This window comes from Oceanibacterium hippocampi, from assembly GCF_900172325.1.
Classification (GTDB): domain Bacteria; phylum Pseudomonadota; class Alphaproteobacteria; order Sneathiellales; family Sneathiellaceae; genus Oceanibacterium; species Oceanibacterium hippocampi.
In genome coordinates this window covers 113,908-137,578 of record NZ_FWFR01000005.1, presented here as the reverse complement: position 1 = coordinate 137,578, position 23,671 = coordinate 113,908, and the positions used below count along the sequence as shown (strand labels likewise).

Annotated in this window: 27 protein-coding genes, 1 tRNA gene and 1 riboswitch; of the genes, 24 read left to right on the top strand and 4 right to left on the bottom strand. The window is 68.1% G+C overall.

Annotated features, from left to right (window positions below; translation table 11 throughout):
• Positions 1 to 77: 77 nt before the first annotated feature.
• Together OCH7691_RS21035 and OCH7691_RS21030 are read right to left on the bottom strand one after the other, a co-directional pair.
• Positions 78 to 154: transfer RNA gene (locus tag OCH7691_RS21035), tRNA-Pro, on the bottom strand.
• A gap of 69 nt (positions 155 to 223) precedes the next feature.
• A complete protein-coding gene (locus tag OCH7691_RS21030; protein ID WP_085885582.1) occupies positions 224 to 712 on the bottom strand; it encodes a DUF192 domain-containing protein in 489 nt (162 codons plus the stop codon).
• Positions 713 to 828: 116 nt separating this feature from the next.
• A riboswitch (TPP riboswitch) is annotated at positions 829 to 935 on the top strand.
• On the opposite strand from OCH7691_RS21030, the gene OCH7691_RS21025 reads away from it, so the two are divergent.
• The 3 genes from OCH7691_RS21025 (at position 930) to OCH7691_RS21015 (ending at position 3,531) form a co-directional block, all read left to right on the top strand.
• Complete coding sequence (locus OCH7691_RS21025; protein WP_085885581.1) at positions 930 to 1,733, top strand: ABC transporter ATP-binding protein; 804 nt, start codon at positions 930 to 932, stop codon at positions 1,731 to 1,733. Its footprint overlaps the riboswitch before it by 6 nt.
• A complete protein-coding gene (locus OCH7691_RS21020; RefSeq protein ID WP_085885580.1) occupies positions 1,730 to 2,503 on the top strand; it encodes an ABC transporter permease in 774 nt (257 codons plus the stop codon). Before OCH7691_RS21025 ends, OCH7691_RS21020 begins: the two co-directional genes overlap by 4 nt.
• A 53-nt stretch (positions 2,504 to 2,556) precedes the next feature.
• Positions 2,557 to 3,531, top strand: coding sequence for an ABC transporter substrate-binding protein (locus OCH7691_RS21015; protein WP_085885592.1), 975 nt, complete (start codon positions 2,557 to 2,559; stop codon positions 3,529 to 3,531).
• Between the two features lie 78 nt (positions 3,532 to 3,609).
• On the opposite strand, the gene OCH7691_RS21010 is transcribed toward OCH7691_RS21015, so the two are convergent.
• Positions 3,610 to 4,191: a cold-shock protein gene (locus tag OCH7691_RS21010; protein ID WP_085885579.1), complete on the bottom strand. Its 582-nt coding sequence runs from the start codon at positions 4,189 to 4,191 to the stop codon at positions 3,610 to 3,612.
• A gap of 242 nt (positions 4,192 to 4,433) precedes the next feature.
• Here OCH7691_RS21010 and OCH7691_RS21005 point away from each other — a divergent pair, with 242 nt between their 5' ends.
• The 12 genes from OCH7691_RS21005 to OCH7691_RS20950 are packed head-to-tail and all read left to right on the top strand — an operon-like array spanning position 4,434 to position 13,534.
• Positions 4,434 to 4,913 carry a Na+/H+ antiporter subunit E gene (locus OCH7691_RS21005; RefSeq protein ID WP_217808185.1) on the top strand — a complete coding sequence of 160 codons (480 nt, stop codon included), beginning with the start codon at positions 4,434 to 4,436 and terminating at the stop codon, positions 4,911 to 4,913.
• Entirely contained in the window at positions 4,913 to 5,200 is a 288-nt protein-coding gene (locus OCH7691_RS21000; protein WP_085885577.1) for an MrpF/PhaF family protein, read from the top strand. The genes OCH7691_RS21005 and OCH7691_RS21000 overlap by 1 nt, the downstream gene beginning before the upstream one ends.
• The gene (mnhG, locus tag OCH7691_RS20995; RefSeq protein ID WP_085885576.1) at positions 5,197 to 5,718 is read left to right on the top strand and encodes a monovalent cation/H(+) antiporter subunit G; all 522 of its coding nucleotides are present in this window, start codon (positions 5,197 to 5,199) and stop codon (positions 5,716 to 5,718) included. Before OCH7691_RS21000 ends, mnhG begins: the two co-directional genes overlap by 4 nt.
• Position 5,719: 1 nt before the next feature.
• A complete protein-coding gene (locus OCH7691_RS20990; protein ID WP_085885575.1) occupies positions 5,720 to 6,298 on the top strand; it encodes a DUF4040 domain-containing protein in 579 nt (192 codons plus the stop codon).
• Positions 6,299 to 6,335: 37 nt separating this feature from the next.
• Positions 6,336 to 6,791 carry a Na(+)/H(+) antiporter subunit B gene (locus OCH7691_RS20985; protein WP_245826627.1) on the top strand — a complete coding sequence of 152 codons (456 nt, stop codon included), beginning with the start codon at positions 6,336 to 6,338 and terminating at the stop codon, positions 6,789 to 6,791.
• Entirely contained in the window at positions 6,788 to 7,192 is a 405-nt protein-coding gene (locus tag OCH7691_RS20980) for a cation:proton antiporter subunit C (protein WP_085885573.1), read from the top strand. Before OCH7691_RS20985 ends, OCH7691_RS20980 begins: the two co-directional genes overlap by 4 nt.
• Before the next feature lie 2 nt (positions 7,193 to 7,194).
• Entirely contained in the window at positions 7,195 to 8,688 is a 1,494-nt protein-coding gene (locus OCH7691_RS20975; RefSeq protein ID WP_139839836.1) for a monovalent cation/H+ antiporter subunit D family protein, read from the top strand.
• Complete coding sequence (locus OCH7691_RS20970; RefSeq protein WP_085885572.1) at positions 8,685 to 10,154, top strand: monovalent cation/H+ antiporter subunit D family protein; 1,470 nt, start codon at positions 8,685 to 8,687, stop codon at positions 10,152 to 10,154. The genes OCH7691_RS20975 and OCH7691_RS20970 overlap by 4 nt, the downstream gene beginning before the upstream one ends.
• Positions 10,151 to 10,408, top strand: a complete 258-nt coding sequence (locus OCH7691_RS20965; protein ID WP_085885571.1) for a hypothetical protein — start codon at positions 10,151 to 10,153, stop codon at positions 10,406 to 10,408. The genes OCH7691_RS20970 and OCH7691_RS20965 overlap by 4 nt, the downstream gene beginning before the upstream one ends.
• Positions 10,398 to 12,083 carry a Na(+)/H(+) antiporter subunit D gene (locus tag OCH7691_RS20960; protein ID WP_085885570.1) on the top strand — a complete coding sequence of 562 codons (1,686 nt, stop codon included), beginning with the start codon at positions 10,398 to 10,400 and terminating at the stop codon, positions 12,081 to 12,083. Before OCH7691_RS20965 ends, OCH7691_RS20960 begins: the two co-directional genes overlap by 11 nt.
• A gap of 54 nt (positions 12,084 to 12,137) precedes the next feature.
• The gene (locus OCH7691_RS20955; protein ID WP_085885569.1) at positions 12,138 to 12,560 is read left to right on the top strand and encodes a DUF4149 domain-containing protein; all 423 of its coding nucleotides are present in this window, start codon (positions 12,138 to 12,140) and stop codon (positions 12,558 to 12,560) included.
• Positions 12,557 to 13,534 carry a ChaN family lipoprotein gene (locus OCH7691_RS20950; protein WP_085885568.1) on the top strand — a complete coding sequence of 326 codons (978 nt, stop codon included), beginning with the start codon at positions 12,557 to 12,559 and terminating at the stop codon, positions 13,532 to 13,534. The genes OCH7691_RS20955 and OCH7691_RS20950 overlap by 4 nt, the downstream gene beginning before the upstream one ends.
• A gap of 24 nt (positions 13,535 to 13,558) precedes the next feature.
• Here the strand turns inward: OCH7691_RS20950 and OCH7691_RS20945 are convergent, their stop codons facing one another.
• The gene (locus tag OCH7691_RS20945) at positions 13,559 to 14,164 is read right to left on the bottom strand and encodes a Panacea domain-containing protein (RefSeq protein ID WP_085885567.1); all 606 of its coding nucleotides are present in this window, start codon (positions 14,162 to 14,164) and stop codon (positions 13,559 to 13,561) included.
• A gap of 166 nt (positions 14,165 to 14,330) precedes the next feature.
• On the opposite strand from OCH7691_RS20945, the gene OCH7691_RS20940 reads away from it, so the two are divergent.
• The 9 genes from OCH7691_RS20940 to OCH7691_RS20905 all read left to right on the top strand — a co-directional run bounded on the left by OCH7691_RS20940 (position 14,331) and on the right by OCH7691_RS20905 (position 23,664).
• A complete protein-coding gene (locus tag OCH7691_RS20940) occupies positions 14,331 to 14,975 on the top strand; it encodes an SRPBCC family protein (RefSeq protein WP_085885566.1) in 645 nt (214 codons plus the stop codon).
• A gap of 164 nt (positions 14,976 to 15,139) precedes the next feature.
• On the top strand, positions 15,140 to 15,607 hold the full coding sequence (locus tag OCH7691_RS20935) for a (2Fe-2S)-binding protein (RefSeq protein ID WP_085885565.1): 468 nt from the start codon (positions 15,140 to 15,142) through the stop codon (positions 15,605 to 15,607).
• A 4-nt stretch (positions 15,608 to 15,611) separates the two neighbouring features.
• Complete coding sequence (locus OCH7691_RS20930) at positions 15,612 to 17,975, top strand: xanthine dehydrogenase family protein molybdopterin-binding subunit (protein ID WP_085885564.1); 2,364 nt, start codon at positions 15,612 to 15,614, stop codon at positions 17,973 to 17,975.
• An 11-nt stretch (positions 17,976 to 17,986) separates the two neighbouring features.
• On the top strand, positions 17,987 to 18,778 hold the full coding sequence (locus tag OCH7691_RS20925; RefSeq protein ID WP_085885563.1) for an FAD binding domain-containing protein: 792 nt from the start codon (positions 17,987 to 17,989) through the stop codon (positions 18,776 to 18,778).
• Between the two features lie 92 nt (positions 18,779 to 18,870).
• Entirely contained in the window at positions 18,871 to 19,782 is a 912-nt protein-coding gene (locus OCH7691_RS20920; RefSeq protein ID WP_085885562.1) for an AAA family ATPase, read from the top strand.
• The gene (locus tag OCH7691_RS20915; protein WP_085885561.1) at positions 19,782 to 21,005 is read left to right on the top strand and encodes a vWA domain-containing protein; all 1,224 of its coding nucleotides are present in this window, start codon (positions 19,782 to 19,784) and stop codon (positions 21,003 to 21,005) included. Before OCH7691_RS20920 ends, OCH7691_RS20915 begins: the two co-directional genes overlap by 1 nt.
• The gene (locus tag OCH7691_RS23545) at positions 21,002 to 21,346 is read left to right on the top strand and encodes an XdhC family protein (protein WP_217808183.1); all 345 of its coding nucleotides are present in this window, start codon (positions 21,002 to 21,004) and stop codon (positions 21,344 to 21,346) included. Before OCH7691_RS20915 ends, OCH7691_RS23545 begins: the two co-directional genes overlap by 4 nt.
• A gap of 6 nt (positions 21,347 to 21,352) precedes the next feature.
• Complete coding sequence (locus OCH7691_RS20910) at positions 21,353 to 22,042, top strand: XdhC family protein (protein ID WP_139839830.1); 690 nt, start codon at positions 21,353 to 21,355, stop codon at positions 22,040 to 22,042.
• Positions 22,039 to 23,664, top strand: a complete 1,626-nt coding sequence (locus OCH7691_RS20905; protein WP_085885560.1) for an NTP transferase domain-containing protein — start codon at positions 22,039 to 22,041, stop codon at positions 23,662 to 23,664. The genes OCH7691_RS20910 and OCH7691_RS20905 overlap by 4 nt, the downstream gene beginning before the upstream one ends.
• Positions 23,665 to 23,671: the final 7 nt, after the last annotated feature.

The window sequence follows — 23,671 nt, the reverse complement described above, 5'->3', positions numbered from 1 at the left end:
CAGTCAAAAGCCCGCCAGACGGCGCCGGAAGGCCGCCGGAAGCGCCCAAAAAACACGTTTGAAATCAAGAGGATAAGTGGTCGGGGCGACTGGATTCGAACCAGCGACCTGCTGCTCCCAAAGCAGCCGCGCTACCAGCCTGCGCTACGCCCCGACGGCCTTCCCATACACCAGCGGCGGCGGCGCCTGCAACCGCGCTGGTGCGGCCGGCGCCGGCCGGGTGCTAGCCGCCGTCGGCGAAGGCGTGATGGCGGACCCTGTCGCCGGGCCGGATGCCGAGCCGTTCGGTCAGCCCGCCATTGACCTCGAGGACCGCCAGCGCCGGCCTCCGGCTCGCGATCGTCGCGGTCGAGTGCGGCACCGCGCGACGGTGGATGTCGACGATGATGCCGCCGGCGTCGATGAAGATCATGTCGAGCGGGATCAGCGTGTTCTTCATCCACATCGCGATCTCGCCCTCGCGGGCATAGAGGAAGAGCATGCCCGCGTCCGGTTCGAGGCGTTCCCGAAACATCAGCCCGCGCGACTTCTCGTTCGTGCTGCGCGCGACCTCGACGGTGAACGGGTGATAGGCACCGTCGCTCTCGATGACGAGCTTCTCGCGCGGCAGTTCGGCGGCGCCGGCGGCCGGGCCGGGCACCGACACGGTGACGGCGAGCAGCAGGACCAGGCGGCAGAGGAAGGCGGCGGGATTTCGGCGGCGTGCAGGCATGGCCGGCAGGATGCTCCGGTCCCCCGCAGGCGTCAATCGTCGGCGTCCGTCGCCCGGCGCGCCCGAGACCGGAAATAGCCCATTGGCAGGCACCGGTCCGCTCCCTATAGTCTGCCGCACCACTTGGGGGGAGCCGCCGCGCGGCTGAGAGGTTCCGATACGGGAACGACCCCTCGAACCTGATCCGGGTTGTGCCGGCGTAGGAACGAGTGATTCCATGACAGCATCCGATGCACCTGCGTGCGTCATCGACGGGGACATCGCGGGCAAGGCCCCGGCGCCGCCCGGAATCCGCCTGTCCGGCGGCCGCCTGACCTTCGACGGCAGGCCGCTGTTCGACGATCTCGACGTGACACTGGCCGCCGGCCGTGTGACCTGCCTGCTCGGCCCGAGCGGGGTCGGCAAGTCGAGCCTGCTCAGGCTGCTCGCCGGGCTGGTCGAGGATGCCGCGGCACCGCCCGCCATCCTCTGCGACGACGGCCTGCCGCTGACCGGCCGGGTCGCCTACATGGATCAGCGCGACCTCCTGCTGCCCTGGGCCTCGATCCGCCGGAACGTCCAGCTTGGCGCCCGGCTGCGCGGCGAGCCGCCGGACCGGGCGCGGGCCGACGCGCTGCTCGCCGCGGTCGGGCTCGACCATCGCGCCGACGACCTGCCGGCAACGCTCTCGGGCGGCATGCGCCAGCGCGTGGCGCTCGCCCGCACGCTGATGGAGAACCGCCCGGTCGTGCTGATGGACGAACCCTTCTCGGCGCTCGACGCGGTGACGCGCTACCGGCTGCAGGGGCTGGCCAGCCGGCTGCTTGCCGGCCGGACGGTCCTGCTGGTTACACACGACCCGCTAGAGGCGCTCCGTCTCGGCCACCGGATCCATGTCATGCAGGGCGCCCCCGCCCGGCTCGACACGGCCCTGGAACCACCGGGACCGCCGCCGCGCGAACCCTACGAGGCCGAACTGACGGCAGCCGCGAAGCTCCTGATGGCGCGCCTGCAGGATGCCGCCGGGGCGGAGGCATCATGAGCGCTCTTCGCCTCGCCGTCGTCGCCGCCGGGCTGCTGCTGGTATGGGCGCTGATCGTCCGGCTGAGCGGCGTCCCGCCCTACATCCTGCCCGGCCCGGAACTGGTGCTCGATGCCTGGACGTCGCATGTCCCGGCGCTGGCCCGGCACGGCGCCGTGACCTTCACGGAAATCCTCCTCGGGCTGCTTGCCGGGACCGCGCTCGGTGTCGTCTCGGCGCTTTCGGTGGCCGGCTTTCGCGGCGCCCGGCGCTGGGTCCTGCCGGTTCTCGTGGCGAGCCAGGCGATCCCGGTCTTCGCGCTGGCGCCGCTGCTGGTGCTGTGGCTCGGCTACGGCATGCCGTCCAAGGTCGCGATGGCGACGCTGATCATCTATTTCCCGGTGACCGTGGCCTTCCTCGACGGGCTCAACCGCACCGATCCGGCCTGGCTCGACCTCGCGCGGACCATGACCGCCGGACGTGGCCGGGCCGGGCGGCGCGCCATCCTCTGGCATGTCCGGGTGCCGGCCGCGCTGCCGGCGCTCGCCTCGGGGCTCCGGGTCGCGACCGCCGTCGCCCCGATCGGCGCGGTGGTCGGCGAATGGGTCGGTTCCAGCGCCGGGCTCGGCTACCTGATGCTGCATGCCAACGGGCGCATGCAGATCGACCTGATGTTCGCCGCCCTACTCACTCTCGCGGCACTTTCCGTGCTGCTCTATTTCACCGTCGACCGCCTGCTCCGTCGCCTGTTGCCCTGGCAGCCGGAGCGCGCGTTCGACCGCGCGGCGTGATGTACCCGCCCGCAACCTCCCTCCACCGCCGCAAACGCGAGGACAATTCCTTCATGTCGCTGTACCTTCGCCGCCTGTTCCGCCGGCCGTCATTCGTGGCCGTCCTGCTCGCCCTGGCGCTCATCGCCGCTCCCCTGACGGCGGCACAGGCCGCCGACCGCCTGTCCGTCATGCTCGACTGGTTCGTCAATCCGGACCATGCACCGCTGATCGTCGGCAAGGAGAAGGGCTTCTTCGCCGCGCAAGGCCTGGACGTCACCTTCATCGAACCGGCCGATCCGAACGATCCGCCGAAGCTGGTCGCCGCCGGCCAGGCCGATCTCGCCGTGTCCTATCAGCCGCAGCTACATATCCAGGTCGCCCAGGGCCTGCCGCTGCGACGCATCGGCACGCTGGTCGCGACGCCGCTGAACGCGCTCGTCGTGCTGGCCGACGGGCCGATCACAACCATCGCCGACCTGCAGGGACGCCGGGTCGGCTATTCGGTCGGCGGCTTCGAGGACGCGCTGCTGCAGGCGATGCTGGTGAAGCACGGCCTCGAGCTTTCCGACATCGAACTGGTGAACGTCAATTTCTCGCTCTCGCCCGCCCTGATCGCGGGCCAGGTCGACGCGGTGATCGGCGCCTTCCGGAACTTCGAGTTGAACCAGATGGATATCGTCGGCAGGCCCGGCAGGGCCTTCTTCGTGGAGGAGGAAGGCGTGCCCGCCTATGACGAGCTGATCCTGGTCGCCAACGCGGCCCGGCTCGAGGATCCGCGGCTGTCCCGCTTTCTCCGCGGCCTCGAGGAGGCGGTGCAGTATCTGGTGAACCATCCGGACGACAGCTGGAAGGCATTCATCGCCGCCTATCCGGACCGGGATGACGAACTCAACCGGCGTGCCTGGGCCGATACCCTGCCCCGCTTCGCGCTCCGCCCGGCCGCGCTCGACCGTCGTCGCTACGACCGCTTCGCCGCCTTCCTGGTGGAACAGGGGCTGATCGAAAGCGCCTTGCCGGTCAACGCCTACGCCGTCGAGCTTCCCTGATCGGTCGAGGTCGACGCGGGCGCTCCGGCGCCCGTGTCGCACGGGGTCGGTGGCAGCGTGAAACGTCGGGCGGCGACTTCAGCCGCCGCTGCCCTGCAGGCGCTGCGGCAGCGGGATGGGCTCCGCGGTCGACTGCTCGATCTCCGCGGCCTGCGGGCCTTTCGGGCCGATACCGATGCGCACCCGCAGGCGCTGGCCCGGCTGCAGCGGCACGATGCCTTCGCGGCGCAGCGTTTCCATGTGCACGAAGATGTCCTGGGTGCCCTCGCCCCGGGTCAGGAAGCCGTAGCCCTTGACCGGGTCGAACCACTTGACCGTGGTTTCGACGAACTCGCCGGTCGCGTCGACCGTCAGTTGCGTGGTCGGCGGGCGGGTCGGCCGCAGTTCCGGGCCGGTCGCGGTGGAATTGTCGACGGCGATCACGCGGACCGCCTGCAGGCCCTTGGGCCGGCGTATCGCCTCGCAGCGGACCGTGGCGCCTTCGATCAGCCCTTCATGACCGGCTTCCCGCAGGCAGGTCAGATGGACGAACACGTCGCCCTCTTCCTCGGGCGGGGTGATGAAGCCGAAACCCTTGACCGTATTGAACCATTTCACCCTGCCCTCGACGACAACACGCTCCTCGTCGGCAGGGCCCGCATTCGCTGGCGTTTCGGTCATGATTTTGCCTACTCGATCTATGGCCTTAGTCTAACATAGATATTCCGTATACAGCAACTGTAAGGGGATCGACCGGACTACATCTACGAGCGAAAGGCGATGTTTCGCGGAGCAAGATTCCGCTCTCGGCAAACTTGAAGAGCGCGGCAGGAAGTGCAATATAACGACCACAATAAGCGCGCCGCGGGCGGTGCTATTTCAGGGAATCATGAAGTCGGCCGGGGCACGAGGGGGGCTGGTTGTTGAATGCGCTAAGTCTCTTCGTCGTCTGTGCCATATTCTGGCTCCTGCTCTCCGGCCATTATACCCCACTCATCCTCACCTTCGGCGTCCTGTCCTGTGCGCTCGTCGCCTGGATTGGCCATCGCATGCATATCGATGACGAGGAAGGCCATCCGGTCCGACTGTTCACGCATGGCCTGGTCCGCTACTGGCCGTGGCTCGCCTGGGAGATCGCCAAGTCTTCCGTGGGCGTGGCCTTGCTGGTCTGGCGCGGCGCCGGTGCCATCCATCCCAATCTCGTTCGCGTGACACCGAGCCAGCGCTCGGCACTCGGCCGGGTGATCTTCGCCAATTCGATCACCCTCACGCCGGGAACCTGCTCGCTCGACGTGACGGCCGACGGCATTCTCGTGCATGCGCTCACTGCCGGGACCGCGGCGGATCTCGAGAGCGGCGAAATGGATCGTCGCGTGACCCGCATGGAAGGGCAGGACGGCTGATGTTCTTCGCCGCCGCGATCGCGATACTCGTTGCCCTCGGGCTGGCTCTCGTCCGCGCCGTGCTTGGCCCGACCGTCTATGACCGTATCCTGGCTGTGAATGCCGTCGGCACCAAGATCGTGCTGCTGATCGCGGTCATCGGCTTCCTGACCGGGCGTCCGGAGTTCCTCGATCTCTCGCTGGTCTACGCGCTGATCAACTTCATCAGCACGCTGGCGGTGCTGAAGTTCTTCAAGTTCGGCCATCTCGGCCATCCGGGCGCCGAGAACGAGGAGACCGGCAAGTGATCGGGGCAATTCTGGACGGGCTGAGCTGGGCGCTCATTCTCGGCGGCGGCTTCCTGCTGATTACCGCTGGCCTCGGGCTGGTGCGCTTTCCCGACCTCTATTCCCGCATGCATGCCGGCGGCCTCGTCGACACGCTGGCGCTTTCGCTGATCCTGGTGGGGTTGATGCTGCAGGTCGAACCGGGCCTGGTGACCGTGAAGCTTGCCTTCATCATGATCTTCCTGTTTTTCACCAGCCCGACATCGACCTATGCGCTCGGCCACGCGGCGCTGATTTCCGGGCTGCGGCCCGAACTGTCGGCGGAACCGAGCGAGGCGGCCGCGCCGGAACGGCATGTCGCGCCCTCCTTCGCCGGACGCGATGCGCTCGACGATCCGGCGACCGTGATCGCCCCGGAAGAGCTCTGGGCCTACGGCGTCGACGTCGAGAGCGTGGACGCGGACGCGCCGCAGGCCGCACCCGACAGCCTGCCCGAACCCGGCCGCGATTCGGGTGACGATTCAGGCAGGAAGCGCTGACATGTCGGCACTCATCGGCCCGATCCTGCTCGCCTTCCTGATCGCCGTCGCACTGGCGATCCTCAATCTGCGCAACCTTTTTGCCGTGGTCATGCTGTCCGGCATCTTCTCCTTCCTGATGGCCGGGGTATTCGTCATCCTCGACGCGGTCGACGTCGCCTTCACCGAGGCGGCGGTTGGCGCCGGGATCTCGACGGTCCTGATGCTCGGCACCCTCGCCCTGACCGCCGCGCGCGAGAAGCTGCCGCGCAAGCGTCTGCCGATCCTGCCGCTGCTGGTCGTGCTCGCGGTCGGCGGCGTGCTGATCTACGGCACCTTCGACATGCCGGCGATCGGCGATCCGAACGCGCCGGTCCACCAGCACATGGCGCCGCGCTTCATCGAGCAGGGGCCGATCGAGACCGGTGTCCCGAACATGGTCACCTCGGTGCTGGCGAGTTATCGGGGCTATGACACGATGGGGGAAACGGCGGTGATCTTCACCGCGGCGATCGGCGTGCTGCTGATGATCGGACGGCGCCGGAAGCGCAAGCCGGAAACCGCGACGGGGAAACGAGAGGGACGCGACGATGCGGTATGATGGCGTCCCAAGAATCGTCAGCAAGCTACTGATTCCGTTGATTCTCCTGTTTGGACTTTACGTCCAGTTCCACGGCGATTACGGACCGGGCGGCGGCTTCCAGGCGGGCGTGATCTTCGCCGCCGGGTTCATCCTCTACGCGCTGATCTTCGGCCTCCGCCGCTGTCGCGAGGTGCTCTCCGACGGCTTCGTGCGGATCATGCTGGCGGCCGGCCTGCTGCTCTATATCGGCACCGGCCTGGCGAGCCTCTGGCTCGGCGCCAACTTCCTCGACTATGACGTGCTCGGCCACGATCCGGTCTCGGGCCAGCATCACGGGATACTGCTGGTCGAGCTCGGCGTCGGCATCACCGTCGCCGGCGCGATGCTGGCGATATTCTTCTCCTTCGCCGGCCGCGACGAGACCGGGTTCTCCGGCGCCGACGACGCCGAGGCAGAGGCAGAGGCAGAGGCAGAGGCAGAGGAACGCGAACGGGCGGAGACCGGCGCATGACCTGGCTCGGCCATTTCAACTACTGGATCTTCGTCGTCCTGATGATGATCGGCCTCTATATCGTGATCAGCCGGGGCAACCTGGTGAAGAAGATCGTCGGCCTGAACGTCTTCCAGACCTCGGTCTTCCTGCTCTACATATCGATGGGCAAGATCTGGGACGGCACGGCGCCGATCGTGACCGATGCGCTGATGGACGGCAGGCCGGTGGCCTACAGCAATCCGGTGCCCCATGTGCTCATCCTGACCGCCATTGTCGTCGGCGTCGCGACGACCGCGCTCGGCCTCGCCTTCGTGGTCCGCATCAAGGAAAGCTACGGCACCATCGAGGAGGACGAGATCCAGCATATGGATGAGGAAGCCTTCCTCGCCCGCTCCGAGCATCTGGGCGGGCAGCCGTGACGCTGGCGATTCACTATCCCGCGCTCCAGGTCGTCCTGCCGCTGCTCGCGGCACCGCTCTGCTCGCTCATGCGCGGCCGGGATTTCGCCTGGGCCTTCGCGACCCTGGTCAGCTGGCTGGCCTTCGGGATCGCTGTGGCGCTGCTCTTCGCGGTCCGCGCCGACGGCGCGATTTCCTACCATCTCGGCGGCTGGGAGCCGCCCTGGGGGATCGAGTACCGGGTCGACGCGCTCGGCAGCTACCTGCTGGCGATCGTCACGCTCATTTCCGCGGTCAGCCTCAGTTTCGCGCGCCTGAGCGTCGCCCGGGAAGTGCGCCAGGATCAGCACGCGCTGTTCTACACGATGTGGCTGCTCTGCCTGGCCGGCATGCTCGGCATCGCGATCACCGGCGACGCCTTCAACATCTTCGTGTTCCTGGAAGTCTCCTCGCTGTCGACCTACGCGCTGGTCGCCATGGGCGGCGGCGGCGACCGGCGGGCCTTGACCGCGGCCTACCAGTACCTGGTGCTCGGCACGATCGGCGCGACCTTCATCCTGATCGGCATCGGGCTGATCTACATGATGACCGGCACGCTCAACATCCTCGACATGAGCGAGCGGCTTCCGGCGGTGGCGGATACCCGGACGATCCGGGTCGCGGCCGGCTTCCTGACCATCGGGATCGCGCTCAAGCTCGCCCTCTTCCCGCTCCACGTCTGGCTGCCGAACGCCTATACCTACGCGCCCAACGCGGTCTCGGCCTTCATCGCGGGGACCTCGACCAAGGTCTCGCTCTACCTGTTGCTGCGCTTCTCGCTGACCGTGTTCGGGCCGACCTTCTCGTTCGGCAAGCTGCCGCTCAACGAGATCCTCGCCGTGCTCGCGGTCGCCGCCTTCCTGATCTTCTCGGCGCTCGCGATCCTGCAGGAGAACGTCAAGCGCCTGCTCGCCTATTCCTCGATCGCGCAGGTCGGCTACATGGTGCTCGGCATCTCGTTCGCCAGCGTCACCGGTCTCACCGCCGGCATCGTGCACCTGTTCAACCACGCGCTGATCAAGACCGGCCTGTTCCTCTGCGTGGCCTGTGTCGCCTATCGCATCGGCAGCGTGCGGATCACCGCGATGGCCGGGCTCGGCCGGCAGATGCCGTTCACGATGTTCGCCTTCGTGCTCGGCGGCTTCGGCCTGATCGGCGTGCCGCTGACCGCCGGTTTCGTGACCAAGTGGTACCTGATCATGGCCGCCCTCGAGGCCGGGACCAGCCTCGGGCTGGTTGCCGCCGGCCTGGTGCTGGTGAGTTCGCTGCTTGCCGTCATCTATGTCTGGAAGGTGGTGGAATCAGCCTACTTCCGGCCGGCGCCGGCCGGTTCCCCGCCGGTCCGCGAGGCGCCGCTGGCGCTGCTCGTGCCGACCTGGGCGCTGATTCTCGCGAGCATCTATTTCGGCATCGACACGCGGATCAGCGTCGGCGTGGCGCGCGATGCGGCGGTCGCCCTGCTCGGAGGCATCTCATGACGGCCGAGGCGATCATGCTGCTGGCGATTGCCCTGCCGCTCGCCGCGATGCTGCCGATCGCGCTCACCGGCGCGATGCCGAACCTGCGCGAGGCGGTGACGCTGGCAACGGCGGTCGGGCTGTTCCTCGTCGTGCTGCAACTGCTCCCGGTGGCGATGGCCGGCGGCCAGCCCGAGATCGCGCTGTTCGACATCCTGCCCGGCGTGCCCTTCGCCTTCCGGCTCGAGCCGCTCGGGATGATCTTCGCCTTCGTCGCCTCGCTGCTCTGGATCGTCAATTCGATCTATTCGATCGGCTACATGCGCGGCAACGACGAGAGCCACCAGACCCGTTTCTACGTCTGCTTCGCCTTCGCCATCGGCAGCACGATGGGCATCGCGCTGGCCGGCAACATGCTGACCCTGTTCATCTTCTACGAGATGCTGACGCTCTCGACCTATCCGCTGGTCACGCACAAGGGCAGCGACGCGGCGAAGCGGGCCGGGCGGACCTATCTCGGGATCCTGATCTCGACCTCGATCTGCTTCCTGCTGCTCGGCATCATCTGGACCTGGACGCTGACCGGCACGCTGGACTTCACCGCCGGCGGGATCCTCGCGGGCAAGGCCGACGGGCCGCTCGTCGGGCTGCTGTTCCTGCTCTACATGTACGGCATCGGCAAGGCAGCGCTGATGCCGATGCATCGCTGGCTGCCGGCGGCGATGGTCGCGCCGACCCCGGTCAGCGCGCTCCTGCATGCGGTGGCGGTCGTCAAGGCGGGCGTGTTCACGGTCGTCAAGGTCGTCGTCTATGTCTTCGGGGTCGAGTATCTGACCGCGCTGCCGGCGAGCCAGTGGGTGATGTGGATCGCCTGCTTCACGATCCTCGCCGCGAGCCTGATCGCGCTCCGGCAGGACAACCTGAAACGCCGCCTCGCCTATTCGACGATCAGCCAGCTCTCCTACGTGGTCCTGGCGGCGCTGATCCTGAGCCCGCTCTCGGTGATGGGCGCGGCGCTGCATATCGCCGCCCATGCCTTCGGCAAGATCACGCTCTTCTTTGCCGCCGGCTCGATTTATACAGCGGCCCACAAGACCGAGATCAGCCAGCTCGACGGCATCGGCTGGCGGATGCCGGTGACGATGGGCGCCTTCGCGATCGGTTCGCTGTCGATGATCGGCCTGCCGCCGACGGCCGGCTTCATCTCGAAATGGTTCATGCTGCAGGGCGCCTGGCAGACCGAGAACCTGCTGGCGCTGGCGGTGATCGCCGGCTCGACACTGCTGAACGCGGCCTATTTCCTGCCGATCGTCTACGCCGCCTTCTTCCGCAAGGAGAAGCACGACGGCGACCATCACGAGCACGGCGAGGCGCCGCTGCCGATCGTGCTGGCGCTCGGCGCGACGGCGGGCCTGTCGGTCCTGATGTTCCTGTTCCCGGGCGACGCGATCGCGCTCGCCGAGGCGCTGGTCGGGAGGAGCGGATGAACGACGACGCCGAACGCCGGAAACACTGGCTGGTCCGCAGGGACACGATCCGCAAGATCTGGATCGGTGGCTACGCCCTGCTGGCGCTGACGGTGCTGGCCCAGTTCCTGTTCCCCGTGCATGGCCATTTCGGCATCGACGACAGCTTCGGGTTCGCTGCCTGGTACGGCTTCGGGACCTGCGTCGCGATGATCATCGGCGCCAAGCTGCTCGGCTTCATCCTCAAGCGGCCGGACGATTACTATGATCGGTAACGTGATTCCCCCGGCGCTGCCGCTGCTGGCGGCGGTCCTGATCCTGCCGATCACCTCGGGCCCGATCCGCAAGCTGTTCACGCTGCTGCTGCCGCTGCTGGCGCTGTTCCTGGTCTGGCAGGTCCCGGACGGCCCGGGCCTCACCTTCCCCTTCATCGGCCTCGACATCGTGCCGGTCATGGGCAGCAATGTCGCCCGGCTGTTCGCCACCGTGTTCACGCTGATGGCGCTTGTCGGCGGCCTGTTCGCCCTCAATCAGGCGCGCGTCGTCGAACTCGCCGCCGCCTTCGGCTATGCGGGCAGCGCGGTCGGCGTCTGTTTCGCCGGCGACCTGGTGACCGTCTTCGTCTTCTGGGAACTGATGGCGATCGGCTCGACGCTGGTCATCTGGTCAGCCGGCACGCCGGAGGCCTGGCGGGCCAGCATGCGCTACGCGACGGTCCATCTGTTCGGCGGCGTGGTGCTGATGATCGGCATCGTCGGCGAGATCCTCGGTACCGGCTCGAACGCCTTCACCCAGCTCACCCTCGACAGCCCGGCGCGCTGGTTCATGATCGCCGGCTTCCTGATAAACGCCGGGGCGCCGCCGCTGCAGGCCTGGCTGCCGGACGCCTATCCGGAAGGCAGCCCGTTCGGCACCGTGTTCCTCTCGGCCTACACGACCAAGACCGCCGTGTTCGTCCTGCTGGTCACCTTCCCGGGCGCGCAGATCCTGATTTACGTCGGCCTTTTCATGGTCTTCTACGGGATCATTTACGCGCTGCTCGAGAACGACATGCGGCGCATCCTGGCCTATTCCATCGTCAACCAGGTCGGTTTCATGGTGACCGGCATCGGGATCGGCACGGAGATGGCGCTGAACGGCGCCGCCGCGCATGCCTTCACCCACATCATCTACAAGGCGCTGCTGCTGATGAGCGCCGGCTCGGTGCTCTACATGACCGGCAAGCGGAAATGCACCGACCTGGGCGGGCTGTTCCAGTCGATGCCGGTGACCGCGATCTGCGGCATCATCGGCGCGCTGGCGATCTCCTCCTTCCCCTTCACCTCGGGCTTCATCTCCAAGAGCATGATCGCGCAGAGTGCCGCGGACCAGCACCTGGCCATCGTCTGGATGATGCTCGCGGCGGCCTCGGCCGGCGTCTTCCTGCATGCCGGCATCAAGTTCCCGTGGTTCGTCTTCTTCCAGAAGGATTCCGGGCTGCGCCCGCCGGACCCGCCGTGGAACATGCGGCTGGCGATGTATATCTTCGCCTTCCTCTGCATCGGCCTCGGCGTCTGGCCGGACGGGCTCTACGCGCTCCTGCCCTATCCGACCGGCTACGAGCCCTATACCGGCAGCCACCTGGTCTTCCAGTTCCAGCTCCTGCTGTTTTCCGGCCTCGCCTTCTTCGTCGGCCTGCCGCTGATGAAGCGGACGCTGACGATCAGCCTCGACGTCGACTGGTTCTTCCGGGTACCGATCCGCCGGGCCGGCCTCGCGATCCTCGACGGGGCCTCGGCCCTGCGCGCCGGGCTTGCCGACGCGGCCCGCGACCGGGCGACCGACAGCTGGCATTTCCTGCAGGCCTCCTCCGGCCGGCGCCGGTTGCGCATGCTCGGCCAGTCGACCGGCGTGGCCGTGCTGATCGTCGCCTTCCTCCTTGGTCTCTACGTCGTTCTTTACTACGTCTGAGCGGCCGGGCCGCCCGGGCCCGGCACCGGCGAACCGATCGAAGACGGGGCAGCGATGAGCGGCATCCTCACCCTGCATGTGCTGGCGAGCCTGCTTTGCGCCCTGCTGCTGGGCGGCATGGTCTTCTTCACCTTCGTCGTCACGCCGACGGTCTTCCGGCGCCTCGAACAGCCGGCGCGCGGCGCCTTCCTCGAAGCGATCCTCCCGGTCTATTACCGGGTCATGGGGCTGCTCGCGCTGGCCGCCGCCCTGCCGGTCTGGTACCGGTCCGAGGCGTGGATCCTGTTCGCCGTCGGCATCGGCTTCGTCGTCGCGGATCGCCTGCTCCGGCCGCGCATCGCGCGCCACCGCCCGGGACGGGAACGCGGCGAGCCTGCCGCGACGGCGGCCTTTCGTCGCCTGCACGGCGCCAGCATGGTGCTCAACCTCGCCCAGCTCGTTCTCGTGCTCGGCGTCTTCCTGAGGCTCGCCCGATGACCCGGTCCCGCTTCCGCGCCCTGCTCGCCGCCACCGTCCTTGCCCTTGCCGCGAGCCTCGCCGCTCCGGTCGCTGCGGTCGAGTGGCAGGAGACGGTCGAGGCGGACCATCCGCTCACCGGCCGGATTCTCGATGTCGCGAGCGGCGCGGAAATCCCGCTCGAGGCGCTTTATCGTCGGCTCGACCGCACCGACATCCTGCTGCTCGGCGAGAAGCACGACAACCGGGATCACCACAGATTGCAGGCGCTGCTGATCGGCGCCTTCGCCGCGACCGGACCGGCCCCGGCGATCGCCTTCGAAATGATCCCCGGCGACCGGGCCACGGCATTGAGCCCCCTGCCCGCCGCCGGCGACGTCGATGCACTGGCCCGCCGTCTCGACTGGGCGAAAAGCGGCTGGCCGGACTGGGCGATCTATCGCCCGGTGTTCGAGGCCGCCTTGCGGGCGAGCTCCGACATCCGCCCGGCCAACCTGGAACGGCCGCGGATCCGGGCGCTCTACAAGGAGGGCTGGTCGGCGCTCGATCCGGCCTTCGTCGAACGCTTCGCGCTGGACGCGCCGTTGCCGGCGGCCTCGGCCGAGGCACTGGCGGCAACCATCGTCGGCGCCCATTGCGGCATGATCACGGCTGACCGGGCGGCGCCCCTCGTCCGGGTCCAGCGGGCCCGCGACGCGGTCATGGCCGCGGCGCTCGTCGACGGCGGTGCGCGCCGTGCCGTGCTGATCGCCGGCGCCGGGCATGTGCGGAAGGACTGGGCGGTGCCCCAATACCTGCGACGGGTCGCGCCGGACGCGCGGGTTCTTGCGATCGCCTTCCGGGAAGTCCCGGCGCCGGGCGAGAGCGCGCAGCCGGAAAGGGCGCCCTACGACATCGTCTGGTACACGCCCCGGGTCGACACGAACGATCCCTGCGAGGCCCATCGCGAGGCGCTCGGGCGGATGAAGGCGAAACAGAAGGGACAGGCCGAATGAACTACGCCGGCGCGAACGCCGACCTCAGTGCAGGCGGCGGACCGTCTTGGTCGGGCGCCAGCGGGTCACGACCCGGCCGTCGCCGGTAAAGCGGATGCTCTGGCCGGCGTCGGGCGCCGCCTCGATCGCCGCGGGCTTCACCGGCGCGCGGGGGCCGGTCTTCGGCGTCGCGCCGTCGGCGCGCAGCGGCGCGACCTTGTCGGAAATCTGGATGGCCCGGCACTGGACCATGTCGTCGAGCGCGATCTCGGCGCTGCGCTCAGTATTCCAGGCCTTCAGGTAAGCCGGATCCTGGCGGTAATGGGCGGCAAGCTGCTCCGCCGAACGCTCGCCGAGATCGTGCCAGACCGCCTCGAGCACGCTGGCGACCTGCTCCGACGGCCGCATCGCGGCAATCGGCGCCTCGCCACCGTCATAGATCAGGTAGAGATTGGGTTCGATCGGGCCGAGCTCGGTCGCGAGGAAGGTCGCCGGCATCATCCGCGCGCCCTTGTGGATGATCGCATAGCGAAGCTGGCTCTCGTAAATCAGGCAATGCAGCTTTGCGGCCGGCAGCGAGCGGCCGGTGGACCGGTTCCGTTCGATGAACCATTGGGCAACATCGAATACCGAGCGTATGCCGGGCCTCATGGGCGCTGCTCCTGGCTGTTGTCGTTCGCGTCTGGCGGACCATCTTGCGGCCACCATCGTTAATCGCGGGTTAATGGGGATGGTTCCGCACCATGGCCGGGCCTTGCCGACGCACGGCCGGCCCGCTACGGTCATCACCCACGAGCAAGAATAGGGGACGGCAGTCATGAAAATGACCGGCGAGCAGATGGTTCCTGCTCCCAGGCAGGCGGTCTGGGAGGCGCTCAACGATCCGGCAGTGCTCAAGGAATGCATTTCGGGCTGTGAGGAAATCGAGAAGACCTCGGACACCGAAATGACGGCGAGCGTGACGGCCAAGGTCGGGCCGGTGAAGGCCCGCTTCAAGGGCTCGGTCGTGCTCGAGGATCTCGACCCGCCGAACGGCTACACGATTCGCGGCGAGGGCAAGGGCGGAGCCGCCGGATTCGGCAAGGGCGCGGCCAGGGTCGCGCTCGCCGAGGTCGATGGCGGGACGCAAATGTCCTATGACGTCGAAGCATCGGTCGGCGGCAAGCTGGCGCAGATCGGCTCGCGGCTGATCGACGGCACGGCGCAGAAGATGGCCGACGACTTTTTCAACCGTTTCAATGCAATCATGAGTGCCCGACACGCCGGCGAGGCCTCTGCCCCGCCGCCCGAGGCGGCGAGCGCGGCGGCCGAGACGCCCGAGGTCGAAACTGTCACGCCGACCCCGCCACCGCCAGCACCGCCGAAGCCGGCCGCCGCACCCTCGGCGGGTGGACTGAGCACCGGGACCTGGCTGCTGATCGGGGTCGTCGTCGTGGCGCTCCTGATCCTCGTTTTCGCCTGACATACCGACGCGTAATCGCGCGCGTTCGCCGTCGCGACTTCGTCACTTGACCTGACCGGGGACGGCGTTCGACTATCGCTTGCAAGAGGTCCGGGGAATGGTCCGTTCTTCCATCGCGGGGAATCGAGACCGGAAGAAATCTGCACCCAAGGGAGGACAGTTTGATGGCCACCGTATCGATGACGGTCAACGGAAAATCGGTTTCAGCCGATGTTGAGCCGCGCACACTTCTGGTTGAGTTCATCCGCCAGAACCTGCATCTGACGGGGACGCATGTGGGATGCGATACCAGCCAGTGCGGCGCCTGCGTCGTCCATGTCGACGGACGCAGCGTGAAGTCCTGCACCATGCTGGCGATGCAGGCCGACGGCGCCGCCGTCACGACCGTCGAGGGACTGGCGACGAACGGCAAGATGCATCCGATCCAGAAGGCCTTCAACGAGCATCACGGGCTGCAATGCGGCTTCTGCACGCCCGGCATGCTGATGAGCGCCATCGATCTCATTAAGCGTCATCCCAACCCCTCCGAAGAGACCATCCGGCACGAACTGGAAGGCAACATCTGCCGCTGCACCGGCTACCAGAATATCGTCAAGGCGGTGAAGGCGGCGGCACAGGAAATGGGAGGTTGACGTCATGACCGACACTGGCATCGGCGCCTCTGTCCGGCGCAAGGAAGATCGCCGCTTCACCACCGGCAAGGGCCGCTACACCGACGACATCCATCGCCCGGGCCAGGCGATCGGCTATTTCCTCCGCTCGCCGCACGCGCATGCGAACATCAAGGGGATCGACACCACCGCCGCCAAGGCGGCGCCGGGTGTGGTCGCCGTGCTGACCGGCGCCGACTACGCGGCCGACGGGTTCGGCAATCCGATCTGCGGCTGGACGGTCACCGGCAAGAACGGCGAAGGCCATATAGCCCCGCCGCATCCGACGATCGCGGTCGACAAGGTCCGCCAGGTCGGCGATGCGGTGGCACTGATCGTCGCCGAGACGCTGGACAAGGCGAAGGACGCGGCCGAACTGGTCGAGGTCGACTATGAAGAACTGCCGGCGGTCGTGAATATCGCCGACGCGCTCGCTTCCGGTGCGCCGCAGATCCACGCGGAGGCGCCGGGCAATCTCTGTTTCGACTGGGACATCGGCGACAAGGCGGCGACCGAGAAGGCCTTCTCCGCCGCCGCGCACGTGACCACGCTCGAACTCGTCAACAACCGGCTCGTACCGAACGCGATGGAGCCCCGCGCGGCGATTGGCGAGTATGACAGCGGCAGCGAGGAAATCACGCTCTACACGACGAGCCAGAACCCGCATGTCGCGCGTCTCGTGATCTCCGCCTTCGTCGGCCTCGCGCCGGAGAACAAGCTCCGTGTCATCGCCCCCGATGTCGGCGGCGGCTTCGGATCCAAGATCTTCATCTACCCGGACGAGATCGCGGTCGCCTGGGCGGCGCGGAAACTCGACCGCCCGGTCAAGTGGACGGCGGAACGGTCGGAATCCTTCCTCACCGACGCGCATGGCCGGGATCACATCACGAAGGCCGAACTGGCGACCGACAAGGACGGTCGGATCCTCGGCCTCCGGGTCGCGACACTGGCGAATTTCGGCGCCTACCTGTCGACCTTCGCGACCGCCGTGCCGACCTATCTCTACGCCACCCTGCTGAGCGGCCAGTACGCGATCCCGACGATCTATGCGGAGGTCAAGGGCGGCTTCACCAACACCTCGCCGGTCGACGCCTACCGCGGCGCCGGACGGCCCGAGGCGACCTACGTGGTCGAACGGCTGATGGAGCGCGCGGCCCGCGACCTGGGCATCGATCCGGCCGAGTTCCGGCGCCGGAACTTCATCGGGACCGACCAGTTCCCCTACCAGACGCCGGTCATCCTGAACTACGACATCGGCGATTACGGGGCGAGCCTCGACAAGGCGCTCGAGATGATCGACTACGGCAACTTCGCCGGGCGCCGCGCCGCCTCGGAGCGGAACGGCAAGCATCGCGGGATCGGTTTCGCGGCCTATATCGAGGCCTGCGGCATCGCGCCCTCGGCCGCGGTCGGCTCGCTCGGGGCCGGCGTCGGTCTCTGGGAATCGGCCCAGGTTCGCTTCAACCCGACCGGCAGCGTCACCGTCTTCACCGGTTCGCACAGCCACGGCCAGGGTCACGAGACGACCTTCGCCCAGCTGATCTGCGACCGGCTCGGCGTGCCCTTCGAGAGCATCGAGATCGTCCATGGCGACACCAAGGAAGTACCGTTCGGCATGGGCACCTACGGCTCGCGCTCGCTTGCCGTCGGCGGCACCGCGATCGCCAAGGCCTGCACCAAGATCGTCGACAAGGGCAAGAAGATCGCCGCCCATCTGATGGAGGCGGCAGTCGACGACATCGAGTATAAGAGCGGCGTCTTCAAGGTTGCCGGCACCGATCGCCAGACGACGATGGCCGAGGTCGCCTTCGCCGCCTACGTGCCGCACAACTTCCCCGAAGGGGTCGAGCCGGGGCTGAACGAGAGCGCCTTCTACGATCCGCTCAACTTCACCTTCCCCGCCGGCACCCACATCGCCGAGGTCGAGGTCGACCCGGCGACCGGCACGGTCGACATCGTCGACTGGGTGGCGGTCGACGATTTCGGCAATGTCATCAACCCGATGATCGTCGAAGGCCAGGTCCATGGCGGGATCGCCCAGGGCATCGGACAGGCCCTGCTCGAAGGCTGCGTCTACGACCGGGAAACCGGCCAGCTGCTTTCGGGCTCCTACATGGACTACGCGATGCCGCGAGCCGACGACCTGCCCAACTTCCGGGTCGGCCTGACCAACACGCCCTGCACCCACAACGAACTCGGCGTGAAGGGCTGCGGCGAGGCCGGCGCGATTGCCGCGCCGGCGGCGCTCATGAATGCGATCACCGACGCGATCGGCAGCGAGATCGACATGCCGGCGACGCAGGAAAAGGTCTGGCGTGCGGTGCAGTCCCGCCGCATGGCCGCCGAATAGGGGGAACGAACATGTACAGCTTCGACTATCACCGTCCGCGTTCGGTCGACGATGCCGTCCGCCAGCTGGGTGGAGAAGCCAAGCTCCTCGCCGGCGGCCAGACCTTCATCCCGACTCTCAAGCAACGGCTCGCCCAGCCCGACAAGATCGTCGACCTGGGCGGCATCGCCGAGCTGTCCGGGATCAAGGTCGAGGGCGACGCGGTCGTCATCGGCGCCATGACGCGGCACGGCGCGGTCGCCGCCTCGGCCGAGGTGGCGAAAGCGATCCCGGCGCTGGCCAAACTCGCCGGCGGGATCGGCGATCCCCAGGTCCGCAACATGGGCACGCTTGGCGGCTCGGTCGCCAACAACGACCCGGCGGCGGACTATCCGGCCGCCCTGCTCGGCCTCGGCGCCAGCGTCGAGACCAACAAGCGGACCGTCGCCGCCGACGACTTCTTCACCGGGATGTTCGAGACCGCGCTCGGCGAGGACGAGATCATCACCCGGGTGCGCTTCCCGGTGCCGCAGGCGGCGGGCTATGCCAAGTTCGCCAACCCGGCGTCCCGCTATGCCCTGGTCGGCGTGTTCGTGGCGCGGACCCCAGGCGGCGTCCGCGTCGCCGTCACCGGGGCCGGTCCGGGGGTATTCCGGATCGGTGCGATGGAGACGGCGCTGGCCGGCAATTTCTCCGCCGGCGCGATCGACGGGGTCAGCGTGTCGGCCGACGGCCTCAATTCCGACATGCACGGATCGGCCGAGTACCGCGCCCATCTGGTAACGGTCATGGCGAAACGGGCTATTGCCGCCGCCGGCGGCTGAGCGCTGAGCCTGACCACCGACATCGACGGGGGGAGGCGACGCGACGCCTCCCCCTTTGTCTTTTCGTTCCCGTAACGCCCGAGCGTCCCTCCATGACCCGTGCCCTGCCCGACAGCATCGATGAAATGGCCAGCCTTCTCGGCGAGGCCGACTATGTCGCCGACCGCAGTCTCGCGACCATCCTCTTTCTCAGCCTGCGGATGGGACGGCCGATCTTTCTCGAGGGCGAGGCCGGGGTCGGCAAGACCGAGATCGCCAAGGTGCTGGCCGCCGCCCTCGGACGCCGGCTGGTGCGTCTGCAGTGCTACGAGGGGCTCGACGTCAGTTCCGCCGTCTACGAATGGAACTATGCCCGCCAGATGCTCGAGATCCGGCTCGCCGAGGCCCGCGATTCGAGCTCGGCCGAGACCGACATCTTTTCCGAGCGCTTCCTGATCAAGCGGCCGCTGCTGCAGGCGCTCGAGCCCAGCGCCGAGGGCCCCGCCGTGCTGCTGATCGACGAACTCGACCGCACCGACGAGCCGTTCGAGGCCTTCCTGCTGGAAGTGCTTGCGGACTATCAGGTGACGATCCCGGAAATCGGCACCGTGACGGCCGAGCATCCACCGATCGTCGTCATCACCTCGAACCGGACCCGGGAAATCCATGACGCGCTGAAGCGGCGCTGCCTCTATCACTGGGTCGACTATCCGGACACCCAGCGCGAACTCGAGATCCTGCGCATCAAGGCGCCGGAGGCGGGCGAGCGGCTCAGCCGCCAGATCGTCGCCTTCGTGCAGGCGCTGCGCGAGGACCGCAATCTCTTCAAGCTGCCGGGCGTCGCGGAAACCATCGACTGGACCAAGGCGCTGACCCAGCTCGACGTGCTGTCGCTCGATCCGGCAGCGGTCGACGACACCCTTGGCGTGCTGCTGAAATACCAGGACGACATCGCCAAGGTGCAGGGCACGGAGGCGGCGGAGATCCTCGCCCGCGTCGAACGCGAGCTCGCGGCGGTCGGCTGATGGCCGGCGACAGCGAGGGGGAGCTTCCCGGCGGCCGGCTGGCCGAGAACATCATGCATTTCGCCCGCGTGCTGCGCCGCGCCGGCCTGCCGGTCGGACCGGCCTCGGTGATCGACGCGGTCCGCGCGGCCGAGCTGTCCGGGCTTCGCCGCCGCGACGATTTCTACTGGGCGCTGCATTCGGTCTTCGTCCGCCGGCGCGACCAGCGCTACCTGTTCGACCAGGTGTTCCACATCTTCTGGCGCAACCCGGAAATCCTCGAACGGATGATGCAGATGATGCTGCCGACCGTGTTCGAGGATGCCGCCAAGGAACAGCAGAAGCCGCAATCGAAGCGGGTCGCCGAGGCGCTCGCGACGCTCGCCGGCGGCCAGCAGCGGCGCGAGGAGCGCGAGCAGGAGATCGAGATCGATGCCCAGCTCACCTGGTCCGACCGCGAGGTCCTGCAGAAGAAGGATTTCGAGGAGATGTCGGCCGCCGAGGTCGAGGCGGCGCGGCAACTGATCGCCAGGATGCGGCTGCCGGTACCACCGATCCGCTCGCGGCGGATGGTGGCGGATCCGCGCGGCGCCTCGATCGACATGCGCCGCACGCTCCGGATGTCGATGCGGGGCGGCAGCGGGATCATCGCCCTGCAGCGCCGCCGACGCCGGCTCAGGACCTCGCCGCTGGTCGTGCTGTGCGACATTTCCGGCTCGATGTCGAGTTACAGCCGGATGCTGCTGCATTTCGTCCATACCCTGACCAGCGACCGGGACCGGGTCCATTCCTTCGTCTTCGGGACCCGGCTCACCAACATCACCCGGCAGATGCGGGCCCGCGATGTCGACGAGGCGCTGGACCTGGTCGGCGAGGAGGTCGAGGACTGGTCGGGCGGCACGCGGATCGGCACGACGCTCCGCGAATTCAACCTGGTCTGGAGCCGGCGCGTGCTCGGCCAGGGCGCCGTGGTGCTGCTGATCAGCGACGGTCTCGACCGCGACGCCGGCAAGGGGCTGGAGGAGGAAGTCGAACGGCTGCAGAAGTCCTGTCGCCGGCTGATCTGGCTCAACCCCCTGCTCCGCTACGAGGCATTCGAGCCGAAATCGAAGGGCATCCGGGCGATCCTGCCGCATGTTGACGAGTTTCGGCCAGTGCACAATCTCGAGAGTCTGGGCGATCTCGTCCAGGCCCTGTCGCGGCCGGAGACAGGGTGGAACCAGCGTGGAGGATTGGCGGCATGAGCGGCGACAACGACATGACGATGCGTGGCACGGAGGACGTGCTGACCCAGGCCGAGGCCTGGAAGGCGGCCGGACGACAGGTCGCGCTGGCGACCGTCATCTCGACCTGGGGCTCGGCGCCCCGCCCGGCCGGCAGCCAGCTCGCCGTCGACGACGCGATGAACATGGCCGGATCGGTCAGCGGCGGCTGCGTCGAGGGCGCGGTGATCGAGGCCGCCAACGCGGTGATGAAGAGCGGCAAGCCGGCCATGCTGGAATTCGGCGTCAGCAACGAGGAGGCCTGGGAAGTCGGGCTCGCCTGCGGCGGCAGGATCCAGGTTTTCGTCGAAGCGCTGGGCTGACCGGCGATGCAACTCTCGACACTCGCGCAACTGCGCAGGGACCAGGCTGAAAAACGTTCCGTCGTCAGATCGGTCGACCTGAAGAACGGTGACGAAACGTTGCTCTATCCCTTTGAAGACACGGGCAACAGCGAACTTCTGGAGGCGGCCAGAATCGCAGCCCGGAACGATCGGAGCGGCACGGTCGAGCTGCCCGGCGGGGCCCGCTTCCTGCAGGTCTTCAACCCGCCGCTCCGGATGCTGATCGTCGGGGCGGTGCATATTGCCCAGGCCCTCGTGCCGATGGCGACGCTGGCCGGCTACGCGGTGACGGTGATCGATCCGCGGCGCGCCTTCGGCACGCTGGAACGCTTTCCGGGCGTCACCCTGCTCGACGACTGGCCGGACGACGCCATGGCGACGCTTGCCCCCGATCACCGGACGGCGGTGGTGACCCTCACCCACGATCCGAAGCTCGACGATCCGGCCCTGCAGGTGGCGCTGCGTTCGGACGCCTTCTATGTCGGCTCGCTCGGCAGCACGCGGACCCATGCGAAGCGGCTCGAACGGCTCGCGAAGGCGGGCCTCGGCGAGGCCGAGCTCGCGCGCATCCACGCCCCGCTCGGGCTCGACATCGGCGCCCGCTCGCCGGCCGAGATCGCGGTCTCGGCGATGGCCCAGATCACCGCCGCGCTGCGCAAGGGAGAGCGGTCATGAAGTTCGGACGGATCGGCACCGACAGCGCGGCGACAGGGGCGATCCTCGCCCACGCGCTCTCGGTCGAGGGACGACGTTTCCGCAAGGGGCATGTCCTGACCGCCGACGATGTCGCCGCGCTCCGCCGGGCCGGCCACGAGACGATCGTCGCCGCCCGGCTCGATCCCGACGACGTGCCGGAGGATTCCGCAGCCGAGGAAATCGCCACCCTGATCGCCGGGCCGATGACGCTCCAGCGCGAACCCTTCACCGGGCGCGTCAATCTCTATGCCGACGCCGACGGCATTCTGGTCGTCGATGCCGACCTGCTGGCCCGGCTCAACCAGATCGACGAGGCAGTGACGGTGGCGACGCTTGCCCCCTACGCACGGGTCGAGGCCGGGCGGATGATCGCCACCATCAAGATCATCCCGTTCGCCGCCGCCCGGCGCACGCTGGACGCCTGGCGGACCATGGCCGGTGTCGCCGGCATGGTGCGGGTCGCCGCCTTCGCGCCCCGCCGCGTGGCCCTCGTCATGACCCGTTTCGAGGCGACCAAGGATGCCATGCTGGACAAGACCGAGCAGGTCGTTCGGACCCGGCTGGAAAGCTTCGGCGCGCGCCTCGACGTCGTCCGGACGGTGCCTCATCACGAGGACTCGGTGGCCGGCGCGGTCGCCGAGGCACTGGCCGCTGGCTGCGATCTCGTGCTGCTGTTCGGCGCCTCGGCGATCACTGACCGGGGCGACGTGCTGCCGGCCGGGATCGTTGCCGCGGGCGGGCGGATCGAGCATTTCGGGATGCCGGTCGACCCGGGCAACCTCCTGCTGCTCGGACGCCACGACGAGACCCCGGTCGTGGCACTGCCGGGCTGCGCCCGTTCACCGAAGCTGAACGGCTTCGACTGGGTGCTGGAGCGGCTGATCGCCGGCGTTGCCGTCGGCAGCACGGACCTCGCCCGGCTCGGCGCCGGCGGCCTGCTGCAGGAGATCCACAGCCGGCCGCAACCGCGCGATCGCCGGCCCGGCGAGCGGCCGAAGATCGGCCCCTCCGTCGCCGCGATCGTGCTCGCCGCCGGCCAGTCGCGTCGCATGGGGGCCGCCAACAAGCTGCTCGAACCGGTCGGCGGCAAGCCGATGGTCGCCCATGCGGTCGACGCGGCGCTCGCCGCCGCCTGCGATCCGGTGCTGGTCGTGACCGGGCACCAGGCGGACCAGGTCCGTGCCGCGCTCGGCGACCGCGCCGTGCAATTCGTCGACAGCAGCGACTATGCCGCGGGGCTCAGCGCCTCGCTGCGCGCCGGCTACGCGGCCCTTCCCGAGGCGGCCGACGGCGCGATCGTCATGCTGGGCGACATGCCGCGCGTCGGGGCGGCGCTGCTCGACAGCATGATCGCCGCCTTCGACCCGCGGGAGGGGCGCGCCATCGTCGTGCCGACCTATCGCGGCAAGCGCGGCAATCCAGTGCTGATCGGGCGCGAGTTCGCCGGCGACATCGCCGCGCTGAAGGGCGACCTGGGGGCGCGCCACCTGATCGCCGAGAACGACGAGGTCACGGTCGAGGTCCCGATCGACGGCGACGCGATCTTCTTCGACATCGATACCCCGGAGATGCTGGCCGCGGCGAGCGAGGGCAGCGATTGAGGCCGCG